The sequence below is a fragment of the Parasutterella secunda genome, assembly GCF_016901835.1.
GTDB lineage: Bacteria > Pseudomonadota > Gammaproteobacteria > Burkholderiales > Burkholderiaceae_F > Aphodousia > Aphodousia faecavium.
In genome coordinates this window covers 1-18,703 of the sequence record NZ_JACJKX010000021.1, presented here as the reverse complement: position 1 = coordinate 18,703, position 18,703 = coordinate 1, and the positions used below count along the sequence as shown (strand labels likewise).

18 protein-coding genes are annotated in these 18,703 nt (G+C 48.4%); 7 read left to right on the top strand and 11 right to left on the bottom strand.

The features are described 5' to 3' along the window. Both H5985_RS08660 and fur read right to left on the bottom strand, forming a co-directional pair. Positions 1-1,591 (bottom strand): autotransporter outer membrane beta-barrel domain-containing protein (locus tag H5985_RS08660; RefSeq protein WP_205050919.1); only part of this gene is annotated, 1,591 nt, incomplete at its 3' end. A gap of 726 nt (positions 1,592-2,317) precedes the next feature. Then, positions 2,318-2,758 carry a ferric iron uptake transcriptional regulator gene (fur, locus tag H5985_RS08655; protein WP_205050918.1) on the bottom strand — a complete coding sequence of 147 codons (441 nt, stop codon included), beginning with the start codon at positions 2,756-2,758 and terminating at the stop codon, positions 2,318-2,320. 202 nt (positions 2,759-2,960) lie between these two features. On the opposite strand from fur, the gene H5985_RS08650 reads away from it, so the two are divergent. The 4 genes from H5985_RS08650 (at position 2,961) to H5985_RS08635 (ending at position 4,854) form a co-directional block, all read left to right on the top strand. Further along, positions 2,961-3,473, top strand: a complete 513-nt coding sequence (locus H5985_RS08650; protein ID WP_205050917.1) for an outer membrane protein assembly factor BamE — start codon at positions 2,961-2,963, stop codon at positions 3,471-3,473. 27 nt (positions 3,474-3,500) lie between these two features. Continuing rightward, positions 3,501-3,731 (top strand): hypothetical protein, encoded by a 231-nt coding sequence (locus tag H5985_RS08645; protein WP_205050916.1) that lies wholly within the window; start codon positions 3,501-3,503, stop codon positions 3,729-3,731. A 12-nt stretch (positions 3,732-3,743) separates the two neighbouring features. Next, complete coding sequence (locus tag H5985_RS08640) at positions 3,744-4,079, top strand: cell division protein ZapA (RefSeq protein WP_205050915.1); 336 nt, start codon at positions 3,744-3,746, stop codon at positions 4,077-4,079. Positions 4,080-4,143: 64 nt separating this feature from the next. Further along, positions 4,144-4,854 carry a UPF0149 family protein gene (locus H5985_RS08635; RefSeq protein ID WP_205050914.1) on the top strand — a complete coding sequence of 237 codons (711 nt, stop codon included), beginning with the start codon at positions 4,144-4,146 and terminating at the stop codon, positions 4,852-4,854. A gap of 3 nt (positions 4,855-4,857) precedes the next feature. Here H5985_RS08635 and mnmC read toward each other — a convergent pair whose 3' ends face one another. The 6 genes from mnmC to H5985_RS08605 all read right to left on the bottom strand — a co-directional run bounded on the left by mnmC (position 4,858) and on the right by H5985_RS08605 (position 11,135). After that, a complete protein-coding gene (gene mnmC, locus H5985_RS08630) occupies positions 4,858-6,777 on the bottom strand; it encodes a bifunctional tRNA (5-methylaminomethyl-2-thiouridine)(34)-methyltransferase MnmC2/FAD-dependent 5-carboxymethylaminomethyl-2-thiouridine(34) oxidoreductase MnmC1 (protein WP_205050913.1) in 1,920 nt (639 codons plus the stop codon). 143 nt (positions 6,778-6,920) lie between these two features. Further along, complete coding sequence (gene ettA / locus H5985_RS08625) at positions 6,921-8,585, bottom strand: energy-dependent translational throttle protein EttA (RefSeq protein WP_205050912.1); 1,665 nt, start codon at positions 8,583-8,585, stop codon at positions 6,921-6,923. A gap of 65 nt (positions 8,586-8,650) precedes the next feature. Continuing rightward, on the bottom strand, positions 8,651-9,328 hold the full coding sequence (locus H5985_RS08620; RefSeq protein ID WP_205050911.1) for an RIO2 family protein: 678 nt from the start codon (positions 9,326-9,328) through the stop codon (positions 8,651-8,653). Between the two features lie 17 nt (positions 9,329-9,345). Continuing rightward, complete coding sequence (locus H5985_RS08615; RefSeq protein WP_205050910.1) at positions 9,346-9,723, bottom strand: hypothetical protein; 378 nt, start codon at positions 9,721-9,723, stop codon at positions 9,346-9,348. Positions 9,724-9,845: 122 nt separating this feature from the next. After that, complete coding sequence (locus H5985_RS08610) at positions 9,846-10,280, bottom strand: universal stress protein (RefSeq protein ID WP_205050909.1); 435 nt, start codon at positions 10,278-10,280, stop codon at positions 9,846-9,848. A 102-nt stretch (positions 10,281-10,382) separates the two neighbouring features. Then, on the bottom strand, positions 10,383-11,135 hold the full coding sequence (locus H5985_RS08605) for a tRNA threonylcarbamoyladenosine dehydratase (protein WP_205050908.1): 753 nt from the start codon (positions 11,133-11,135) through the stop codon (positions 10,383-10,385). Between the two features lie 239 nt (positions 11,136-11,374). Between H5985_RS08605 and H5985_RS08600 the strand changes: the two genes are divergently transcribed. Together H5985_RS08600 and H5985_RS08595 are read left to right on the top strand one after the other, a co-directional pair. Then, the gene (locus H5985_RS08600) at positions 11,375-12,274 is read left to right on the top strand and encodes a universal stress protein (protein ID WP_205050907.1); all 900 of its coding nucleotides are present in this window, start codon (positions 11,375-11,377) and stop codon (positions 12,272-12,274) included. Positions 12,275-12,355: 81 nt separating this feature from the next. Continuing rightward, complete coding sequence (locus tag H5985_RS08595; protein ID WP_205050906.1) at positions 12,356-13,579, top strand: MFS transporter; 1,224 nt, start codon at positions 12,356-12,358, stop codon at positions 13,577-13,579. Positions 13,580-13,636: 57 nt separating this feature from the next. Here H5985_RS08595 and H5985_RS08590 read toward each other — a convergent pair whose 3' ends face one another. The 3 genes from H5985_RS08590 to H5985_RS08580 all read right to left on the bottom strand — a co-directional run bounded on the left by H5985_RS08590 (position 13,637) and on the right by H5985_RS08580 (position 18,257). After that, positions 13,637-15,295, bottom strand: a complete 1,659-nt coding sequence (locus H5985_RS08590; protein WP_205050905.1) for a Ppx/GppA phosphatase family protein — start codon at positions 15,293-15,295, stop codon at positions 13,637-13,639. Position 15,296: 1 nt separating this feature from the next. Next, positions 15,297-17,603 (bottom strand): polyphosphate kinase 1, encoded by a 2,307-nt coding sequence (ppk1, locus tag H5985_RS08585; RefSeq protein ID WP_239481745.1) that lies wholly within the window; start codon positions 17,601-17,603, stop codon positions 15,297-15,299. A 201-nt stretch (positions 17,604-17,804) separates the two neighbouring features. Continuing rightward, complete coding sequence (locus H5985_RS08580; protein WP_205050903.1) at positions 17,805-18,257, bottom strand: Hsp20/alpha crystallin family protein; 453 nt, start codon at positions 18,255-18,257, stop codon at positions 17,805-17,807. A 314-nt stretch (positions 18,258-18,571) separates the two neighbouring features. Here H5985_RS08580 and H5985_RS09660 point away from each other — a divergent pair. Then, positions 18,572-18,703 (top strand): helix-turn-helix domain-containing protein (locus H5985_RS09660; RefSeq protein WP_205050920.1); only part of this gene is annotated, 132 nt, incomplete at its 3' end.

Here is an 18,703-nt window from a genome sequence, read left to right as displayed (position 1 = left end):
GATCGGTTGTTGTGGTCAGGACACCGTTTTGTGCCATAACCAAACCGCCATTTCCGGTCAGGCTAAGTGCTGTTGCATTAACCTTACCGTTTACCGTCAAAGTACCGGATGTCAATCGGATATCGGCATTAAAGTTGCCTGCACCGGACAGAGTCAGACCTTGGGCGGCTTCAGTATCCGTTACGGTAATCGCAACATTGGAACCATTGAGAGCTTCCAATTCATCGATGGCTTCGTAAGGTGTGTCAAATGTCCCGTTGAAGTCAGAGCCGAAAGCAATCTTGGCAATACCTTCTACTTCACTGTTAAAGGCGGCTCCGTAAATATGACCAATACGTGTGTTATTACCATCAATGAGCAATGTGGAATTGCCTTTTACATTAGACCCGACTCCAGAACCAGCAAGATAGACACTGTCTACTTCCGAATTCCCCGACACGGTAATAAGTACGTCGCCACCAACTGATACATCTCCGTATTCACCGTCAATCGGTCTCCAGTGCTCGTCATCACCCCAAATTGCTCCATCAGTAGTACCGCCGCCCAATAACATTTTGACCTTTGAGTCCGTCAGATAGATTGAAACATTGCCGTGTACTTGTGCAGATTTTCCATAGGGATTTTCAAAGGAGCCTTCAACGTCATTGAGCGTTTCTCCGCCACCAGCAACAATATCAACAGAACTACGTACCAAGCGAATACTGACATCTCCCAAAACATCAGCTGTCCCGTATGTGTATGAGGTACCTCCACCAAAAATTGCACTAATTGGCTCTTCAGCGGTTTCTGAATCGAAAGTAACATCGCTTACAACCACTGAAACTCCGCCTACATTAGCGGTAATACCTTCTCCTTCAGCGTCCCCTCCGGCAAAAATACCACCACCTTGGCCAAAGTCTGAATTTGAAACATTGATTGCAACCGTTCCAGAAACATCAGCCTTTCCGGTTGGGTAATTCTCGAATCCTTCAGGTGCAACACCGTTAACACGCCCACCTCCAATAATTTCAACCTCTTGACCATAGACATTCTGGATATTAATGGCTACGTTGCCTTCTACACTGGCATCACCAGTGAATGTTTCAACCCCTCCAGCCCCAAAAATATTGATTTCTGTATCTACCGGAGCGGATCGACTACCAACATCACGGACTTCTAAGGTAACATCACCATCTACTGTCGCTGAATTATGACCGTAAAGTCCAACAGAACCGTAAACTACACCAGCCCCATAAATTGTCACATATTCAATTTGAGGAGACACATTCAGCAAGGTTTGACCTGTTACTGTATAAGCGACATCCGAGTATGTATTCGCATCGAAATCTTCAACTGAATGATCACCGTAATCATCAATAATGGGAAAAGATATTTGTGTTTCTCCCTCTACTTCTTGTATTACTCCTGGACCGTTATTGTCATAATTAGCTCCAATAAATTTCCAATTGAAAAGTCTATCAGAGTCAATCTCATGGATACCATCTACCTGCGTATCCATACCAGTGCTTTCGTGTACATAAGCATGTGCCTGAAGTGCGCCCAAAGTCGCTAGCACTGCAATGGTTATTTTTGTGAGTGATTGTATCTTCATAAGATTCTCCCAGTAAAAGAATGAGTTATAGGATCAGGATACCTATTTTTACAACACAAAAGCAAGTTTGATATGCCTATTGATCGCTAGCATAAGTAGATTATTTATTGTTTAAAGCGTTTTCAATTTTTTATTTAATTTTTTTGTTCTATCCAATGTTTCTCTAGTATTTCTGATCCTTTATCCCAAAATATAAAAATAACGCACAACCAAGTTTACGCCATAGGTACGAACACTCGAATCGTATATGTTGAATACTTTGATCTTGTCATAAGTAAATGAACGCTTTTGTTCTGAAAAACTTATTGAATGTCCTAGAAATTATGTTAACCAAATGAGTTTAGTGAATTTTATGACTGTGATTGTTTAAAGAAGAACCTCCAAGCTAATACTTCAAAATACAAATATTTTTTAAAAGCAAAATGAGCTCAGATTATTTAGTCTTTATAGCTCAAATATTGATCCAATTGATTCGTCAAATTCTCTGAAATGCTACTTTTAGTTGACTCGTTTTGAAAATTGTTAACAGAACCTCAATGGATTTCACTCTTTCCATTTCCAACAGCGCATCCCTAGAGCGCATCAGCATTCCAAAGCACTCATTGTAAGGTCGCCCAATCCTTATCAATTAAGAGGTTTGTTTGTACAAACGAGGACTCGGCAGTGATCAAGTTCTCATTAGAACAGTGAGATGCTCAATCAGCTTGATCGGAAAGACTCAAGCGATTATTTCGCAGCGTTCTTTTCACGGCATTCTTTACAAATGCCGTACAAACACAAGGTGTGATGATCGAGCGTGAAGCCAAAGCGCGAAGCAATTTCCTGTTGTCTGCGTTCAATGTCTACGTCCACAAACTCTTCGATTTTGCCGCACTGCAAACACACCAAATGGTCATGGTGTTCGGGTTCACCCAATTCATAAGAAGCACTTTCCGTGTCGAAGTGGTGGCGACGCAAAAGACCGGCCACTTCAAACTGTGTCAGAACACGGTAAACGGTTGCCAAACCGACATCTTCACCTTCTTCCCGCAGTTGAGAAAAAACTTCATCGGCCGTCAGATGGCGCTTTTCCGTTAAAGCCGCTTTTTGAAACAGTGCCAATATACGAAGGCGAGGAGCCGTTGCCTTCAGCCCTAAACTTTTTAAATCACTCTGATCGTATTTCAATTAATTAACCTCGGATTGCTGATGAGCGGGGTAATCTTTCCCACCGACATTATTTGACTAATCATAACACGGGCAATTACTCTGTTGAGACGTCAATAATCGGATTAAACACACTATTTTTGAATTTCCTATAGGCGCAAGCGCACGCATTAGTTTATTATTCAGGGATCAGAGATTAACGCACTGAAGTAACGTGTCTGCTATGTACAAAAAATGTTTCTTGACGGGCGCCTTGGCGAGCACGCTCGTTCTGAGCGGTTGCGCCCAAGTTGAGTCGCAGTGGAATGCTTTCAATGAATGGTTCCAACCGACTGAAGCCATCACCTCCGTCATCAATCCCTATCGTCCGGATACTCACCAAGGTAACTTGGTCACCAAAGAAATGGTTGACCAACTGCATTTGGGCATGACACAGCTTCAAGTGCAATTTCTGTTAGGTGTGCCGCTGTTGCGTGACATGTTCCACCAAAACCGTTGGGATTACCTCTACTACATCAATCCCCGCTTCGGTGATCCCGAAATGCGTCGCCTGACGGTGTACTTTGACGACTCCGGCCGTCTGACACGTTACGAATTCACCCCGATGCCTGAAGAAACCCAAGCCGACCAAATGATTTTGGGCGACAAGGAAGCTTTCAAGGCTGACAATTCCAATTTGACCGTTGTCGACCAAGCACAAAAAGCTGAGGAAGACGTTGAGCAAAACGCTCTGTAATAACAATAGCCATAGGACAAAAATAAAATGCAGGAAAAGCTTGAACTTTTAGCCGACCGTGTTCGGGCTCTCATTCAAGAAGTCAACGATTTGCGCGCTCAAAATGAACAATTGCAGGCGCTTTTGACGCAAAAAGAAAACGAAGCCGGTTTGACCAAAGCCGAAACGCAGGAAGCCATTGAACGACTCGATGCCTTGATCCGTTCAATTGAAAAAGCCCAACAAACGGTCAGCAACGACCAACCGATGAATTTCTAATAGAGTTCCATGATGACTGCGCGTAAAACCTTGACATTGACCATCATGGGACGGGATTACCGCCTCGCGGTGGCCCCGGAAGAGGAAGCGAATTTGCGCGCCTGCGCTGAGCTCGTGCAAAATAAAATGCAGGAAATCCATCAGCCGGGCAAGGTCTTCTCGCCCGACTCGGTTGCAGTGCTTGCCGCACTTCGCATTGCCTATGAAAATTTACTTCAACGCCAAGCCGTTGAGGAAATGAATAAGGCCGTTGAAGACATGAATCGCTCCAAGGGTCAAATTGATTCCTTGATTGCATTGTGTGATAACACATTGGCTGACAAAGCTAACGAAAACGGCGCTCAATAAGCCATGACCTCACGAAGGTTCTTAAGCGCCGCTACTAATGCGGCGTTTTTTAATGGAAAAAACTATGACTGAAAATTTTCGCCCCTTAACCGATGAAGACATCAACCGCCTCGATGAGTTGCTCGCAACCAGCAACAGCGGAGACGATACCTTTGATGTGAGCATGCTCGATGGCTTTTTATCGGCGATCGCGCTGTTAAATCCTCCCTTAAAAGAAGAGTCTGAGTGGTACCCGTATATCTTCAACGAAGAGGGAAGCGATTGCGAAGTCGATGAACCGGAAACAGTCAAGCGTCTTGTCACTCAAAGACTGCAGGAGATCCGCGCATTTCAGGCACAGCGTCAATTTTATAACCCCATCATCTTCCCTCTTGAAGATGAAAACGGAGAGCCCGTCACGGGTGCTGACGGTATTGCTGCGCTGGAGCCGTGGGCCATGGGCTTTTATAACGCTTTGGCCCAATACAGCGACCGTGTTGACGTGACCGAAGCTATTGAGGCTCAACTTTGCCGAATCCACCGCTTCCTTGAACTCGACGAAAGCGACCCGGATTACGAACAAAATATGGCTATCCGTGCTGCCGTGGAAAAAGAGCACCCCGTACGTAATCTTGAAGAAGGGATGCTTGAGATGATGAAGGGTGTTATTGAAATTGCCCGACTTAATCTGCCCAATAAGCCTGTGAGCCGCACCACACCGAAGGTAGGACGCAACGATCCCTGCCCTTGCGGTTCAGGGAAAAAATATAAAAACTGCTGTGGTAAAAACGCTTAGTTTTTAGAGAATTTGCTCATTTTTCCATTGGCGCCTGAGATGCCTCGAAGGCGCCAATGTTTTAAGTAAGCGAGGTTCGGTGGGCATCGGCACACCCAACATCAGGCCGGCTAATACTTCAGAACAAAGAGCAGCCATGGATAATCCCCTCGACCCCAGACCGGATAACACCCAAAGACCTGCCTGCTCGGCCAAATTCAACTGTTCGATCAAATGAGGATCTTTTCGAAGAGCCTCTAAAAATGCTCCTTCATCGACCGCATGCCCCACAACCGGCAGGCGACCGGGGCCTGCTGCTCGGACGCCGCAATACGCTCCCGTTACAACAACTTCGGCAGACTGATTGAGCAAAGAGTCTAACTTTTCCAAATTAGCACAATGAGCCTTTTCTTCTGTCCATGGGCCGTTTCGCTTTAGTTCATAAGTAGCGCCCACCCCACAGTAACCATCGGGCAAGTGCGCCATGTATCCTTCACCGCTTACCGGGCACTTCAATTGAGTTAAGTCCGTATCGCGCAGAAGGGTTATCCGCCCGGGCAATGCTTCAAGACCCAGATAGTCGGCTCGTAAAAGTCTTGCCGAATCGATAGCCGTACAGACAACAACGTCAGAAGCTTCATCCATGACCTCGGCAAATGAACCGATGATTTGCCAGCAATCACCCTTTTTCACTAAAGATGAAACCGTCGTATTGCTACGATAACTTGCGCCGCTTGCCTCGATCAACGTCCGACAGAATGCTCCCGCTCGGGCCATACCGGCCTGAGGGAAAAACCACCCGCCCCGCCTCAAGTCCAGACCGCTCACTTCGGAGGCTTCACGCTGAGTTAAAAGACTGCCGTAATCGGTCGGGAGGCTAAACGGCAAGCGATGAGTACGGGCATCGAGCCACTGCTCATAGATTTCGTCGCTATGCGCCATTTGCAGGCAACCCGACTGATTAAAAAGAGCGATACCGGTTTGCTCTTGCAATTCCCTCAAACGGTTGCGTGTCAGAAGAAAACCTTCTCGTGATAAAACCGCGAGTGGGCTGTCGTCTCGTGTGAAATGAGGATGCAAAATACCCCAGGCCAGGGCGCTTGCGGCAGAGCCCGGAACCGGCCCTTCATCAATAACCCGAACATCGATTCCACGCTTTGCAAGGCTGTAGGCGACATTGGCGCCGGCCAACCCCGCTCCGATCACCACCACGTCGCGAACCGGGGAAATCAAGTGTTTGGAGCGACGAGCCCTCATCTGACCGAAAAGGCGCTCTCGCTTCTTGCCGAACCCCTCTTTTTTCTGCAATTCAAATCCGGCTGCTTCAAGCGTTCTTCTGACCGTGCCGCTCGTGCACCATGTCGTCACCGTCGCACCTTCATTGGCGTAACGGGAAAGATTTCTCAGTAATTCCGGCTCCCACATCCGAGGATTTTTACTCGGTGCAAATCCGTCCAGATAAAGAGCGTCATAACTCAATGCCAGTTTTTTTGAAAGACTCAGTGAGTCGCCGAAAATCAGGATTAAACGCACACGCCCGTCGTCAAAGTAAAGAGTGTGATAACCCGGAATACAAACGGGCCATTTTTGAGCCAATTCACTGGCCTCTAAGCATAATTGCGGTGCACAATAATTTTGAATTTCCTCAGAACTGACCGGAAAGCATTCCAGGCTCACGTAATCCAAGTGCTCACTTCGATTGGGATCCTCGCGCCAAGCCTTTAACGTAGCCAAAAAGTTGGTCCCCAAACCGAATCCGTTTTCCAATATCGTAAAAGTGTTTTTAGAGGCCCAACGACTTGGGATATCACGACCGGATAAAAACACCGAGCAAGCCTGACCGTAAGCACCGCTTCGGGTTGCGTAAATATCCCCGAACTCAGGCGAATACGGTTTCCCATCGTTGAGTTCGACTCTGGCAGGTTTGACAGTGACGATATCCATAGATACGGGATTTAAAAGAAGAAGGAACCGGTCCTAAAACAAAAGTTTTGGGGAAATTTTAACGCTTGAACAATGAGAGGTTGGTGTTTGAACCACCAACCTCCGAGTTAAAAAGCAACCGGGCTGTCCTTTTGATACCTGCCTTAGTGCTTCAAAGGTTTAAAGCGTAAGCGGTGCGGTCTTGCGGCTTCTTCGCCCAGGCGCTTGCGTTTATCGGCTTCATATTCCGTGTAGTTTCCGTCAAAGAAAACCACTTTGGAATCCCCTTCAAAAGCAAGGATGTGCGTCGCAATACGGTCTAAGAACCAACGGTCGTGAGACGTCACCATTGCGCAACCGGCAAATTCAAGCAAGGCATCTTCCAGTGCACGAAGCGTTTCAACGTCCAAGTCATTGGAGGGTTCGTCCAAAAGCAATACATTGCCGCCGGCAAGCAGGGTCTTTGCTAAGTGCAAACGGCCTCGTTCACCACCTGAGAGGGTACCAACCAATTTTTGCTGGTCTCCGCCCTTAAAGTTAAACCGACCCAAGTAGGCACGAGAAGGCATCTGGAACTTTCCGACCTGCAAAATATCCTGCCCGTCGCTTACGGCCTCCCAAGCCGTTTTGTCATTCGGTAACGAGTCACGCATTTGATCGACTGCACTGATTTTGACCGTTTGGCCGATTTCAATTTCACCGGCATCGGGTTTTTCTTTACCCAAAATCATCTTAAAGAGCGTGGATTTACCGGCACCGTTAGGACCGATCACGCCGACAATGGCTCCGGGCGGAATCTTAAAGCTCAGATCATCGATTAAGAGTCTGTCTCCGAACCCTTTGGTGACGTGCTTGAATTCAATCACGTTATTGCCCAAGCGCTCGGCCACGGGGATAAAGATTTCATTGGTTTCGTTGCGAGCCTGATACTCGTAGCTGCTCATTTCTTCAAAACGAGCTAAACGCGCTTTGCTCTTAGCCTGGCGACCTTTGGCATTTTGTCGCACCCATTCCAATTCGTGCTTAATCGCCTTCATACGAGCGTCTTCCTGACGCTTTTCAATTTCAAGGCGCTTTTCTTTTTGATCCAGCCAGGATGAATAATTACCCTTCCAAGGAATCCCCTCGCCGCGGTCCAATTCCAAAATCCATTCGGCTGCGTTATCCAAGAAGTAGCGATCGTGCGTCACAGCAACAACGGTACCCGGGAAACGATGCAGGAACTGCTCGAGCCACTCCACGCTTTCGGCATCCAAGTGGTTCGTCGGTTCGTCAAGCAACAGCATATCGGGCTGCGACAGGAGCAAACGGCAAAGGGCGACACGACGCTTTTCACCACCCGAGAGATGTTCAATTTTGGCTTCCCAAGGCGGCAGGCGCAAAGCATCCGCTGCAATTTCCATTTGGGTTTCAGCGTTGGTGCCGGCTGCATTGATGATGGCCTCAAGCTTGGCTTGTTCGGCAGCCAGGGCATCAAAGTCTGCATCGGGCTCAGCGTAGGCCGCATAAACTTCTTCAAGCCGCTTTTGAGCATTGAGCACTTCGCCCAACCCTTCTTCCACAGCTTCACGAACCGTGTGGTTGGGATCGAGCTGCGGCTCCTGCGGCAGATACCCGATTTTGATACCGGGCATCGGCAAAGCTTCGCCCTCAATATCGGTATCAACGCCTGCCATAATCTTCAGAAGGGTTGATTTACCCGCTCCGTTTAATCCCAAAACACCGATTTTGGCGCCTGGGAAAAAGGACAAAGAGATGTCTTTTAAAATTTGCCGCTTCGGCGGAACAATTTTGCCGACGCGGTTCATCGTAAATACGTACTGTGCCATAACGGTACCGATACCTTTAAAAAAGTTGAAAATAGGCAGCCGAAAAAGGGTTGCCTATGGAAAAATTAATAGGAACGTTTCTTTCTGGCGCGGCGGCGCTTTCTTTTACCGAAGTAGCCCTCAAAGACCCATTTGCGCCGCCAGTGCTGAGCCTCTTGAAAAAGCGCCTCACGCTCTGCGCCCATGGTCTCAGGATGCCACTCTTTCCACTTTTTATAGACGCCACTCATGTCCACCAATTCAATGATGCGACGCCACGAAGCGGGCATCCAGCCGGTGGTCAGTGCTGCCTGAAAATCAATAAGAAGCGGTTTGCCTTCAGGCGAAACCAACCAGTTGCCGGTCCCTCGCGTATCCAGATGAACGATGCCTCGCTCATGGACTCGATTCATGAGCGCTTCCATCTGAGCTAAAAATTCGGAATCAATTTCGGCGGGATCTTTTTTACCCAAGGGCTTACCCGGCAAAAATTCAATGGCGATCGCATGCCGATCGATCACGAAGGAGTCGCTAGCCACCCCCTCAACACCGATTAAGTGCTGCAGGATCTTAAATTCATGGCCTAAAAGAAAAGGAGCCAAAAATGTTCTCACCCACCAATTTCTGGGAGAAAAATCTTTAACCGTCCACTCTCTGCCCTGCCACGTGACACAAGTCACACGAGCATTGGCGGCACGCCCGTCGCGAAGCAGGCGCGAGGGCAGATTTGCCATTTCTTTTCTGTCAAAACCTTTGATGGTCATGGGTCTTTAATAATGCTTTAGGGCATTTGAATTTTGCTCGCTGCTGCCGCAAAACCAGCATCACCCGGAGTCACAATTTTGCTTGCGGCCTCGCGGCGCATTTCTTCGAGTTTAGCAATCGTTTCCTGAACACCGGCCTTAGCTGCTTCACCGTAACCCTTGACGGCTTCAGCTAAGCTCGTTGCCTTGATTTGGAAAGAAATGGGTAACGGTCCCATTTGCGTCATGATTTGAGTTTCACCCAAATAAACCACTTCACGCGTCATGTCGCGCACACCTTCAAGCGTCACGGGCGTAAGCACACGAATGGTTCCGATTTTGCGATCGGTAATGACTTCTTCACGCACGAGAGCGTTTACATCCATTTCAGCATTCATTTGGTCGAGATCGGCCATTTTTAATAATCCTTTTTAACAAACAAACCTCGTGCCGCCTGTCTTTTACAAGCCATGCACGAGGTTATTTCCAATCGAAAATAACAGTACTCTATTGTACCGATTTTGTCTGATTTGTCCGTTTATCGGTAAACCATCACGGGCACTTTGGAGTGAGTGAGAACTTTTTGCGTTTCACTACCCAAAAGCACTGCGGCTAAGCCCTTACGACCGTGGCTTGCCATGAAGATTAAGTCACAACCCAATTCTTCGCACACATCCATGATGGCCTCAGAGGGCGAGAAACTCTTCTTTGAGCAAATCGTTGCCTTCACGCCCACCTTATCAAAATATTCACGGGCCTTTTCCAAGCGCTCCTTAGCCTGATCCTTCACCCGTTGGTCATACTGCTCGATACTTTCGGGGCGGTATTCGCTCAAATTCGTATAGGAATACGGTTCAATCACCGTCAATACGTAAACTTCAGCACCAAGATGTTTGGCAAAGGAGGCGGCTCCTGCCACAGCCATATAGGACAGCTCACTGCCGTCAATCGGAACAAGAATCTTCTTATACATATAGTCTCCAAGTACGGTACGTACTCTACTCACTCTCAGTGTAGGCGTTTTTTTCAGAAAAAAGTTTGCGCTTTGTCAGCTTGCCCGTCATTGAATGATCGTTCAGTTTTCTTTTCTGTTTTGTGCTCTCAACAGATACTGAACACAGGCTTGCGCGAGTCTCATGGCAAAAGTGGTCGTCACGCCCATGAAAACTCCGAAACCGGCCTCGCCGTCCTGACTGGGACAGACCGGTTCATCACTGTAGACCGCTCCGATCCCGAAAGGTTTGGATTTTTCTCCGTCTTTGCCTTTCGGAAAGCCGTAATCTTTACGAAGTCTTGTGCGCATGGCAGCAATAAGCGAATCCCCTTTAACATGCGCAATATCGGTGAAGGCGACTCTCGAGGCGTCAACTTTTCCGCCCGCTCCGCCGCTTGTTAAAACATATGAGGCTTTCTCTTTTGCCCGAGCCACAAGCATCGTCTTGGCCGATAACGAATCAATGCAATCGATGATCACATCGCAGCAAGGAATCGTTTCATCGAAATTTGTCCCATCCACAAATGTCTCGACTGGGGTGATTTCTGCCAGAGGATTAATCGCCTGAAGTCTGCGGGCTAAAACCTGTACTTTCTTCTCACCGTAATGACCCTGCAAAGCGGGCAATTGCCGATTCGTGTTACTTTCTTCGACGGTATCACCGTCAATGATCGTGATATGACCGACTGCCGTGCGAGCCAGAGCTTCGGCAACCCAGCTGCCGACCCCTCCGACACCCACCACGGTAACATGAGAGCGGTTTAAACACTCCAAACCTTCTTGTCCGAACAGACGGCTGATACCACCAAAACGTCTTTTATCTGCAGTATTCATGAATTTTTAATTGACAAAAAGCACAATACAAGCTCTTAAGGCTAGCGCTCCCCCCAAAATGGCGCTAAAGTGATTGTAAGGAGATTAATGGAAATTTTCGTTTTTCAACGCTTGTGAATTGATCTTCTTTTTGGATTGCTCGCGGACCCGCAAAGGGCTTGGGCAGAAGTGTTCGGTTTCACACTTCTCTTCGTATGAAATTGAACGACTGTTTTACTATTCTTACAAAAGGATGCTTTATGAAAATCCTTATTCCCGTTGATGGCAGTGTTTACAGTGACAACGCGGTAGCTTTCGTGGCTAGCCGTACGACGTTGATCGGCCATGAACCGCATATTGTGTTGCTCAATGTGCAGGCCCCTCTGCCCGCCCGTGCGAGCCGTCTTGTGAGCCGTGAAGCCTTGGACGATTACTACAAGGACGAAAGCGAAAAGGCCTTTAAGCCCGCCCGTAAGATTTTGAAGAAAGCCAAGATGGCTGCCGAAGAAATCGCCAGAGTGGGTGTACCGGCTGAAATCATTGCCGAGGTCGCCGAAGAAATGAAAGTGGACCTCCTGATCATGGGCTCTCATGGCCGCTCTGCTTTGAAGGGCTTGCTCTTTGGTTCTGTCACCAACGCCGTGTTGGCTTTGACCAAAGTGCCGCTTTTGATGTTGCGCGATAAGGCCGCTCCGGAAACGGATGCATTGAACGTGGGTATTGCCGTGGACGGTTCCAAGTACGGTACCGCCGCTGTGAAGTACGCAATCAAGCAAATGGACCTCTTCGGTGGTCCGGCCGCCAAGATTCATCTCATTAACACGGTGAGCGACTACGCCGGCGCCGTCATGCCCGATATGACCGGTATGGCTTTGCCCGCCTTGTCTGAAGATGAAGTGGTTGAACTGCAAAAGAGCGAATTTGCCGAAGCGATCGACCCGGTATTGCCGCTTTTCGAAAAAGCGGGTGTCAAACCCAAAGAAGTTTGCTTGGTCGGTAACCCCGGTGACGAAATCGCCGCTTACTGCAAGAAACGTCACCTCGATATCCTGGTGATGGGTTCTCACGGTTACGGTCGCTTTAAGGCTGCGGTCATGGGTTCTACCGCCACGCGTATTGCCTCTATCGCTGATGTGCCGCTGTTGATTATCCGTAAGTAATTCTGAACAGTTTCTCATCACGCGAACTAAAGCCACAGTGGCCGTCAACCGCTGTGGCTTTGTTTTTTTACGGTAAAAAACATGTCACCCACTATTCTCAAAGTGATTCTGCTCACGGTCGTAGTTCAGATCGGCTGTGTGGCCAATCGTGTCACGTGTTCCCTTAACGGCCTGTATGAGCACGGCACTGCGTTGGAAGTGGGTATCATGATGGCGCTTTTTGCTTTCGTGCCTGCCCTTTTTGCCATTCGAGCCGGTCAGTGGATTGACTCAGTCGGTCCCAAAAAACCTGTTCTGTACGGCATTCTCATCATGACGGTCGCTGCCGTCCTGCCGATTTTCTTTGAAGTGAAAACATTCGGCCTATGGCCTTTATTTGCTGCCTGCATGATTAACGGCCTGGGCTTCATGTTGGTTTCGATGACCAATCAGCAACTTGTCGGCCACCTCTCAAGCGTTGCCGGTCGAACCAACAACTTTGCCTTTTTAGCGATGGGTTACTCGACCGCGAACCTTAGCGCCCCGATTGCAAGCGGCTACCTGATCGATCACATCGGTTTTCAGAGCTCCTTTATCATGGCGCTTTCGTCCGTGGTATTGGGACTGCTCACTTTTGTGGTACTGATTCGCCCGAAATTGCCTGCCACGTGGAATCGACCGAAGGTCGTCAAACGCAAGGGCAGCTTTGAATTGATGACGATCCCGCACGTGAGAAACGTTCTGATTGCAAGCTCCTTCATGTCCATGGCTTGGGACTTACAAAGCTTCATGATTCCGGTTTACGGCACGGAGATCGGACTAAGCGCCAGTCAGGTCGGTTGGATTTTGGGTGTCTTTGCTGCCGCAACGTTCTTTGTGCGTCTTTTCATGCCGATCATCTCGCGGCACCTATCCGAGTGGCAAACGATCACCTGTGCTTTTGCACTCGGTGCAATCTCTTATGCACTGTTTCCGATTTTCGAAAATTTCTATCTGCTCGCTTGCGTAGCATTCCTTCTCGGCATGGCGTTGGGCTCTTCTCAACCTAACGTGATGAGCCTGATTCACACCGAGTCACCTCCGGGTCGCACGGGCGAAGCTCTTGGCTTGCGCACCATGCTGATTAATTTATGTCATACGACCTTACCGATTATTTTCGGTGGTGCAGGCAGCGTAATCGGTGCCGGAGCGGTCTTTTACATCGTGGCCGGCCTCATGGGCGGGGTCTCGGCCTTTACGTCCCGGTGCCGGAAACAGTCCTTAAGTAGCGCCGTTGAGCGAGTGGTTCAGGAACGAAACGACGAACGCCCTACAAAAGAGAATTGAAAATTGTCCGCAACGGACAAAGCCGTCGGCAGAGTTTGCTGCTCTTCCGACTTTGTATTAAATAGAAACGATCTCAATTTCCCGATCATGCAGGTGAAAGCGAACATCAATGGCTTCACCCAACACCCGCTTTGTGTGCTTGCGGATTTTCTCGACAGAGGATTCCTCCAGAGGAGCCGGCACCCCCAATGTGACATCCAAAGATAAGGCCCTGTCTTTTTTCACCAGTTTGACATTTTGGACAACAGAACGGTGTGTACGATCGAGGTTTTCCCCTATGAAAAGCGAAAGGGCTGCCCATTTTTCTGCCTCGGTTGCCACCGGTCCTGATAAAAAGGCCGGCAACTCACCGCTCGGACGGGAGTGCCAAAACACCAACCGAGCCATCGTCAACACTTCCTGCTCGGTAAAGCCCAGCAACGGGCAGTGGCGCACCAGATACGCGCCGTGCATGTAGTGTTTGTCATACGAAATGGCAATACCGATATCGTGCAAGCGGGCGCTGTAACCCAACAGTTCTTCCAGTCCCGGTTGCTCGGCATAGAGTTTGAGTTTTCCGGCCTGTTCAAAAATGCTCAGAGCCAGTGTCTCGAGATGCTCGGCATGGGCCTTTTCACAGTGATAGTGTTTGGCCAGAGTCTTCACACTCTTGCGGCGCCAGTAATTTTCCTTCTTACCGTCACGTTTAAAGTGACGTTCCAGATAGTCCACTACTTGACCGTCCTGAAGGTTATTGGGCGTGATGTATACGCAGGGCAAATCGAGTGCTTGTAAAATCGTCAGCAAAATGGCCGCGCCACCCACAATAACCTGAGCACGAGAGGGACTCAGGCCCGGCAGACGCTCACGCTGAGCCGCTGTCATTTGAGACAGAGACTTGGCTAAAGCGGCAATTTGGGCACGCTTTAATTCAATGCCTTGAGGTTTTAGTTCAAAACCACCGTTTTCACCGAATTTAGCTTGAGCAAGTGTGAGCAGTGCCTGAGCGGTACCGGAACTGGCAATGGCGGCGCTGTAAGAAGTGTGCTTGATTCCTTTTAGCGCATGTTGGATCTTTTCCATCGCCTTTTGCTGCATCTTATTGAAGACACCGCTACTGATTTTGCCTTGTGCATTGCCTCTGAAGGCATCGGTCATCATCACGCAACCGATATTGAGCGACTCAAGAAACGATATTTTTTCTCTCGAGGAGACAGAGACTTCCGTGCTGCCGCCGCCGATATCGATAAAGAGAAAAGCGTCTTTGGTTTTGGGCAGTGAATCCCAAATCCCCACGCGAATCAGACGCGCTTCTTCGTCGCCCGAAATCACCTGCAGATCAATCCCCGTTTTTTCTTTCACGAGGCGCACAAAGTCAAGGCTGTTTTTGGCAACACGCAACGCAGCGGTACCGACCGCTACCACTTCCGTGACGCCGTATGAGCGACAGACTTGAGCGAAATCCTTCAAACACGACAAAGCCCGCTGCATAGCCTCGGGTTGGAGCTCTTTGGTTTCAAAAGCTCTTTCGCCCAAACGCACCATACTTTTGACACGGTTTAAAACCGTGACTCGACCTCGACGGTCGAACTCCACTACGGTCAGTCTTGACGAGTTACTGCCCAAATCCACAAAACCCACACGGGTTACGGTGGGGTTGGGCCGAACAAAAGACGTTGACTGTGACTTGGCCGAGTCCTCGGCCAAGTTCACATACTGATGATTGAGCTTAGGCATTTCAGTACAAACTCTTTAAATGATTCTGAGCGTTTTGTGCATCAACCTTTTTAACACCCTTGGCACGAACGTAGCGCTTGTAGGCACCCGTGGGTTCCATGATCCAGGACTGTTCGGTATCGGACAGCTGCAGACGCAGGATGTTGTTCATAATATTGCGACGAATCTTTTCGTTGTCAATCGGCGTGAGCACTTCGATACGACCGTTTAGGTTTCGGTTCATCATGTCGGCACTGCCGATGTACATGCGCTCATCACCATTGTGGTTGAACCAATAAACACGGGCGTGTTCCAGATAACGACCGACGATGGATTTGACCGTGATATTGTCGGATAACCCGGCAATGCCCGGACGCAGGCAACAGATACCGCGGACCACGCACTCCACTTTCACACCGGCAATGCTCGCTTTGTAGAGTTCCGCAATGATGTCACCGTCAACCAACTGGTTACACTTGATGATGATGTGACCGTTACCATGTTCCCGATGCAGAGCCACTTCTTCCTGAATCAGTTTGGTGATGGACGGGCGCAGGCTCTTCGGTGAAACAAAGAGTTTACGGTAATTGGTAATTTCACCGCACCCGGTCATGACGTTAAACAGATCAGTGACGTCTGCGCAAATGGATTCATCGGCCGTAATCAATCCCAAATCGGTATAAATCTTGGCCGAGGAGGCATTGTAGTTACCGGTCCCGATGTGCACATAGCGCTTGACACCACCTTCCTCACGGCGCACAACCAAGCAAAGTTTGGCGTGAATTTTCAGGCCCACAAAACCGTAGACGACATTGACACCTGCGCGTTCGAGCTCTTCGGCCCAGTTGATATTGCGCTCTTCGTCAAACCGAGCCTTTAATTCCACAACTGCCGTGACCTGTTTGCCGCGACGGCGGGCCTCCAAAAGGCTACGGATCACGGGTGAATTGCTCCCGCACCGATAAAGCGTTTGCTTGATAGCCACAACCTTCGGATCGCGAGCAGCCTGATCGATGAAATTGAGTACCGCTTGGAAGCGATCGTAAGGATGGTAGAGCACCACATCGCGTTTTTTGAGTGCCTCAAAGCAATCTGTTTCTCCGTCAAGCTCTTTGGCAAGCTTTGTGGGATCTGGCTTGTACTGCAGCTTCGGGCGATCAATGCAACCCAAAGACATAAAGTCCGAGAAAGCAAGAGGAATCTTTTGCTTATAAATCTGGTGAGGCTTGACTTCCAGGTGTTCAATCAAAATATCGGCCAGACGCACGGGCATGCCGCGCCCCATCTCCAAGCGAACGATGTCGCCGAACCGTCTTTGATCAACGTAATCACGAACCGCCGCCAACAGATCATCGGCCTCGTCTTCTTCGATCTCACCGTCGGTGTTGCGGGTAATACGGAATTGTCCCGAGGCGTTTACTTTGTAGCCCGGGAAAAGCTTACCCATGCAGCCGTCGATCAAGTCTTCAACCAACACGACATTGACTTCGCTATAGGAGGAATCAAAACCCAACTTGGGGTCAATGTCTTCCTTACCCTTGGGCAAATAGAGGAATCGAGGAACATTATTCGGGCACTTCACACGGGCGTAGCGAATGTCACTTTTATCCTTCTCGCTTACCAATTCGATAATGAAATTGATGCTCGTATTTGAAACGAGCGGGAAGGGGTGACCTGAGTCAATGGCTTGCGGCGTCAAAATCGGGAAGATTTCGTTATCGAAATACTTACTCAATATTTCCCGCTTCTTCTGGGGTAAACCTGCGTAATCAACGATACGGATCGACTGCTTTTCCAATTCCGGCAAAAGACCTTTTTTCCAAAGTTCTTCGGCTTCATCGGTCAAGTCCCGCACACGTCGGCCGATTTCAGACAATTGGCGTCTGGGAGGAAGTTTGTCGGCACCGGTGGCCTCGGCTCCGCTTTGGACCTGTTTCCAAACGTTAGCCACACGCACCATGAAGAATTCATCAAGGTTATTAAAGAAGATGGAAAGAAATTTCACCCGTTCCAGTAACGGCACCGACTTGTCTTCGGCTTGCTCAAGAACCTTGCGGTCAAAATCAATCCAATTGATCTCACGATTGAGATAAAACTCTGGATTGGTGACATCCACCGGTTTGCCGGCCTTGACCACCGGAACAATGGCCTCTTTTTTAGGGGTACTGCGACTTCTTGTACGCTTCGTCGTTGCAACCGTCTTCTTGGCAGGCACCGAACGGACGGCCGGTTTATTGGCTTCGGTTTTGTTTTCCACCTTATCACCCATTGAAGTTGTGGCAGCCGGATTCTCATGATCTGCTACCGAATTCTTATTTGTTTCGTTCATTTTGTCCATAAAGCTCAACAAAATCATGCGATTGGATTAAATTTAATTTTGCAGAATCAATATGACAAAATTGTGAACATATCTTTTTAATGTACCACTAAAACGAGTGATCCAAAACTTTTTTTACTTCCCCAAAAAACAAAACCCGCACGAGGCTTTCAAAAAGTACTCGTGCGGGCTAAAGATAGGGCTTAAAAACAGTTATTTGATCATAATTTGTTTTTGAACCGGTACTTCAGGAGCCTTCTTCGGCACAGTCACTTGCAGAATACCATTTTCAAATTTGGCTTCGATGTCCTCTTCGGTGATGTTTTCACCCACGTAGAAGCTTCTTGAGCAAGAGCCGCTGTAGCGTTCACGACGAATATAGCGACCGCTCTTTTGATCCTGTTCATTGTGTTCGACACCCTTGTTAGCCGTAATAGTCAAATAACCGTCCTTTAATTGGGCCTGAATGTCTTCTTTCTTAAAGCCGGGCAGATCAACGTCCAATTCATAAGTCTTTTCAGTCTCACGAATATCGGTCTTCATGATGCGCGATGCGTTCTTGCCGAAAAGAGGATCGTGTCTGCGCTGACCTTCATAAGAGGTCAAACCGAACATATCGTCTAAATCATCAAAAAGGTTTTCACCGTACACTGTAGGAAATAACATCTCAAACTCCTCAAAACTCATCATCGGGGGCAAGGCTCTTAATGGCTTTTCTGAGGGCCTCGGTCCCGAGTAACCTTTTGATTTACATGACCTTAACGGTCAATGCTCATCACTTTCTACTGACTATGTGAGAGCAATTTTTCTGATTTAAAGAGGCACAGTGTTTCAATGTGTAACAGCTTTACAAAAAATATCGTTTTGGCCGATACACATGCCGTAATTTTGATACGAAGACTTGTATCATTTTGGGTCGAAAATATTTATCAAAGGTTTCGTAAGACCTCGTCATTAATGGCGGGGATATAAGAAACTGAATGCATCTAAAAGTGAAGTTTGATTTGATAACATACCAAATTATGCAAATTACTTGTAGCTTTCGATTTGAACTCCAACCTGACAAAGACCAGCGGTCGCTCATGAGTCGTACCGCCGGTTGCTGTCGCTTG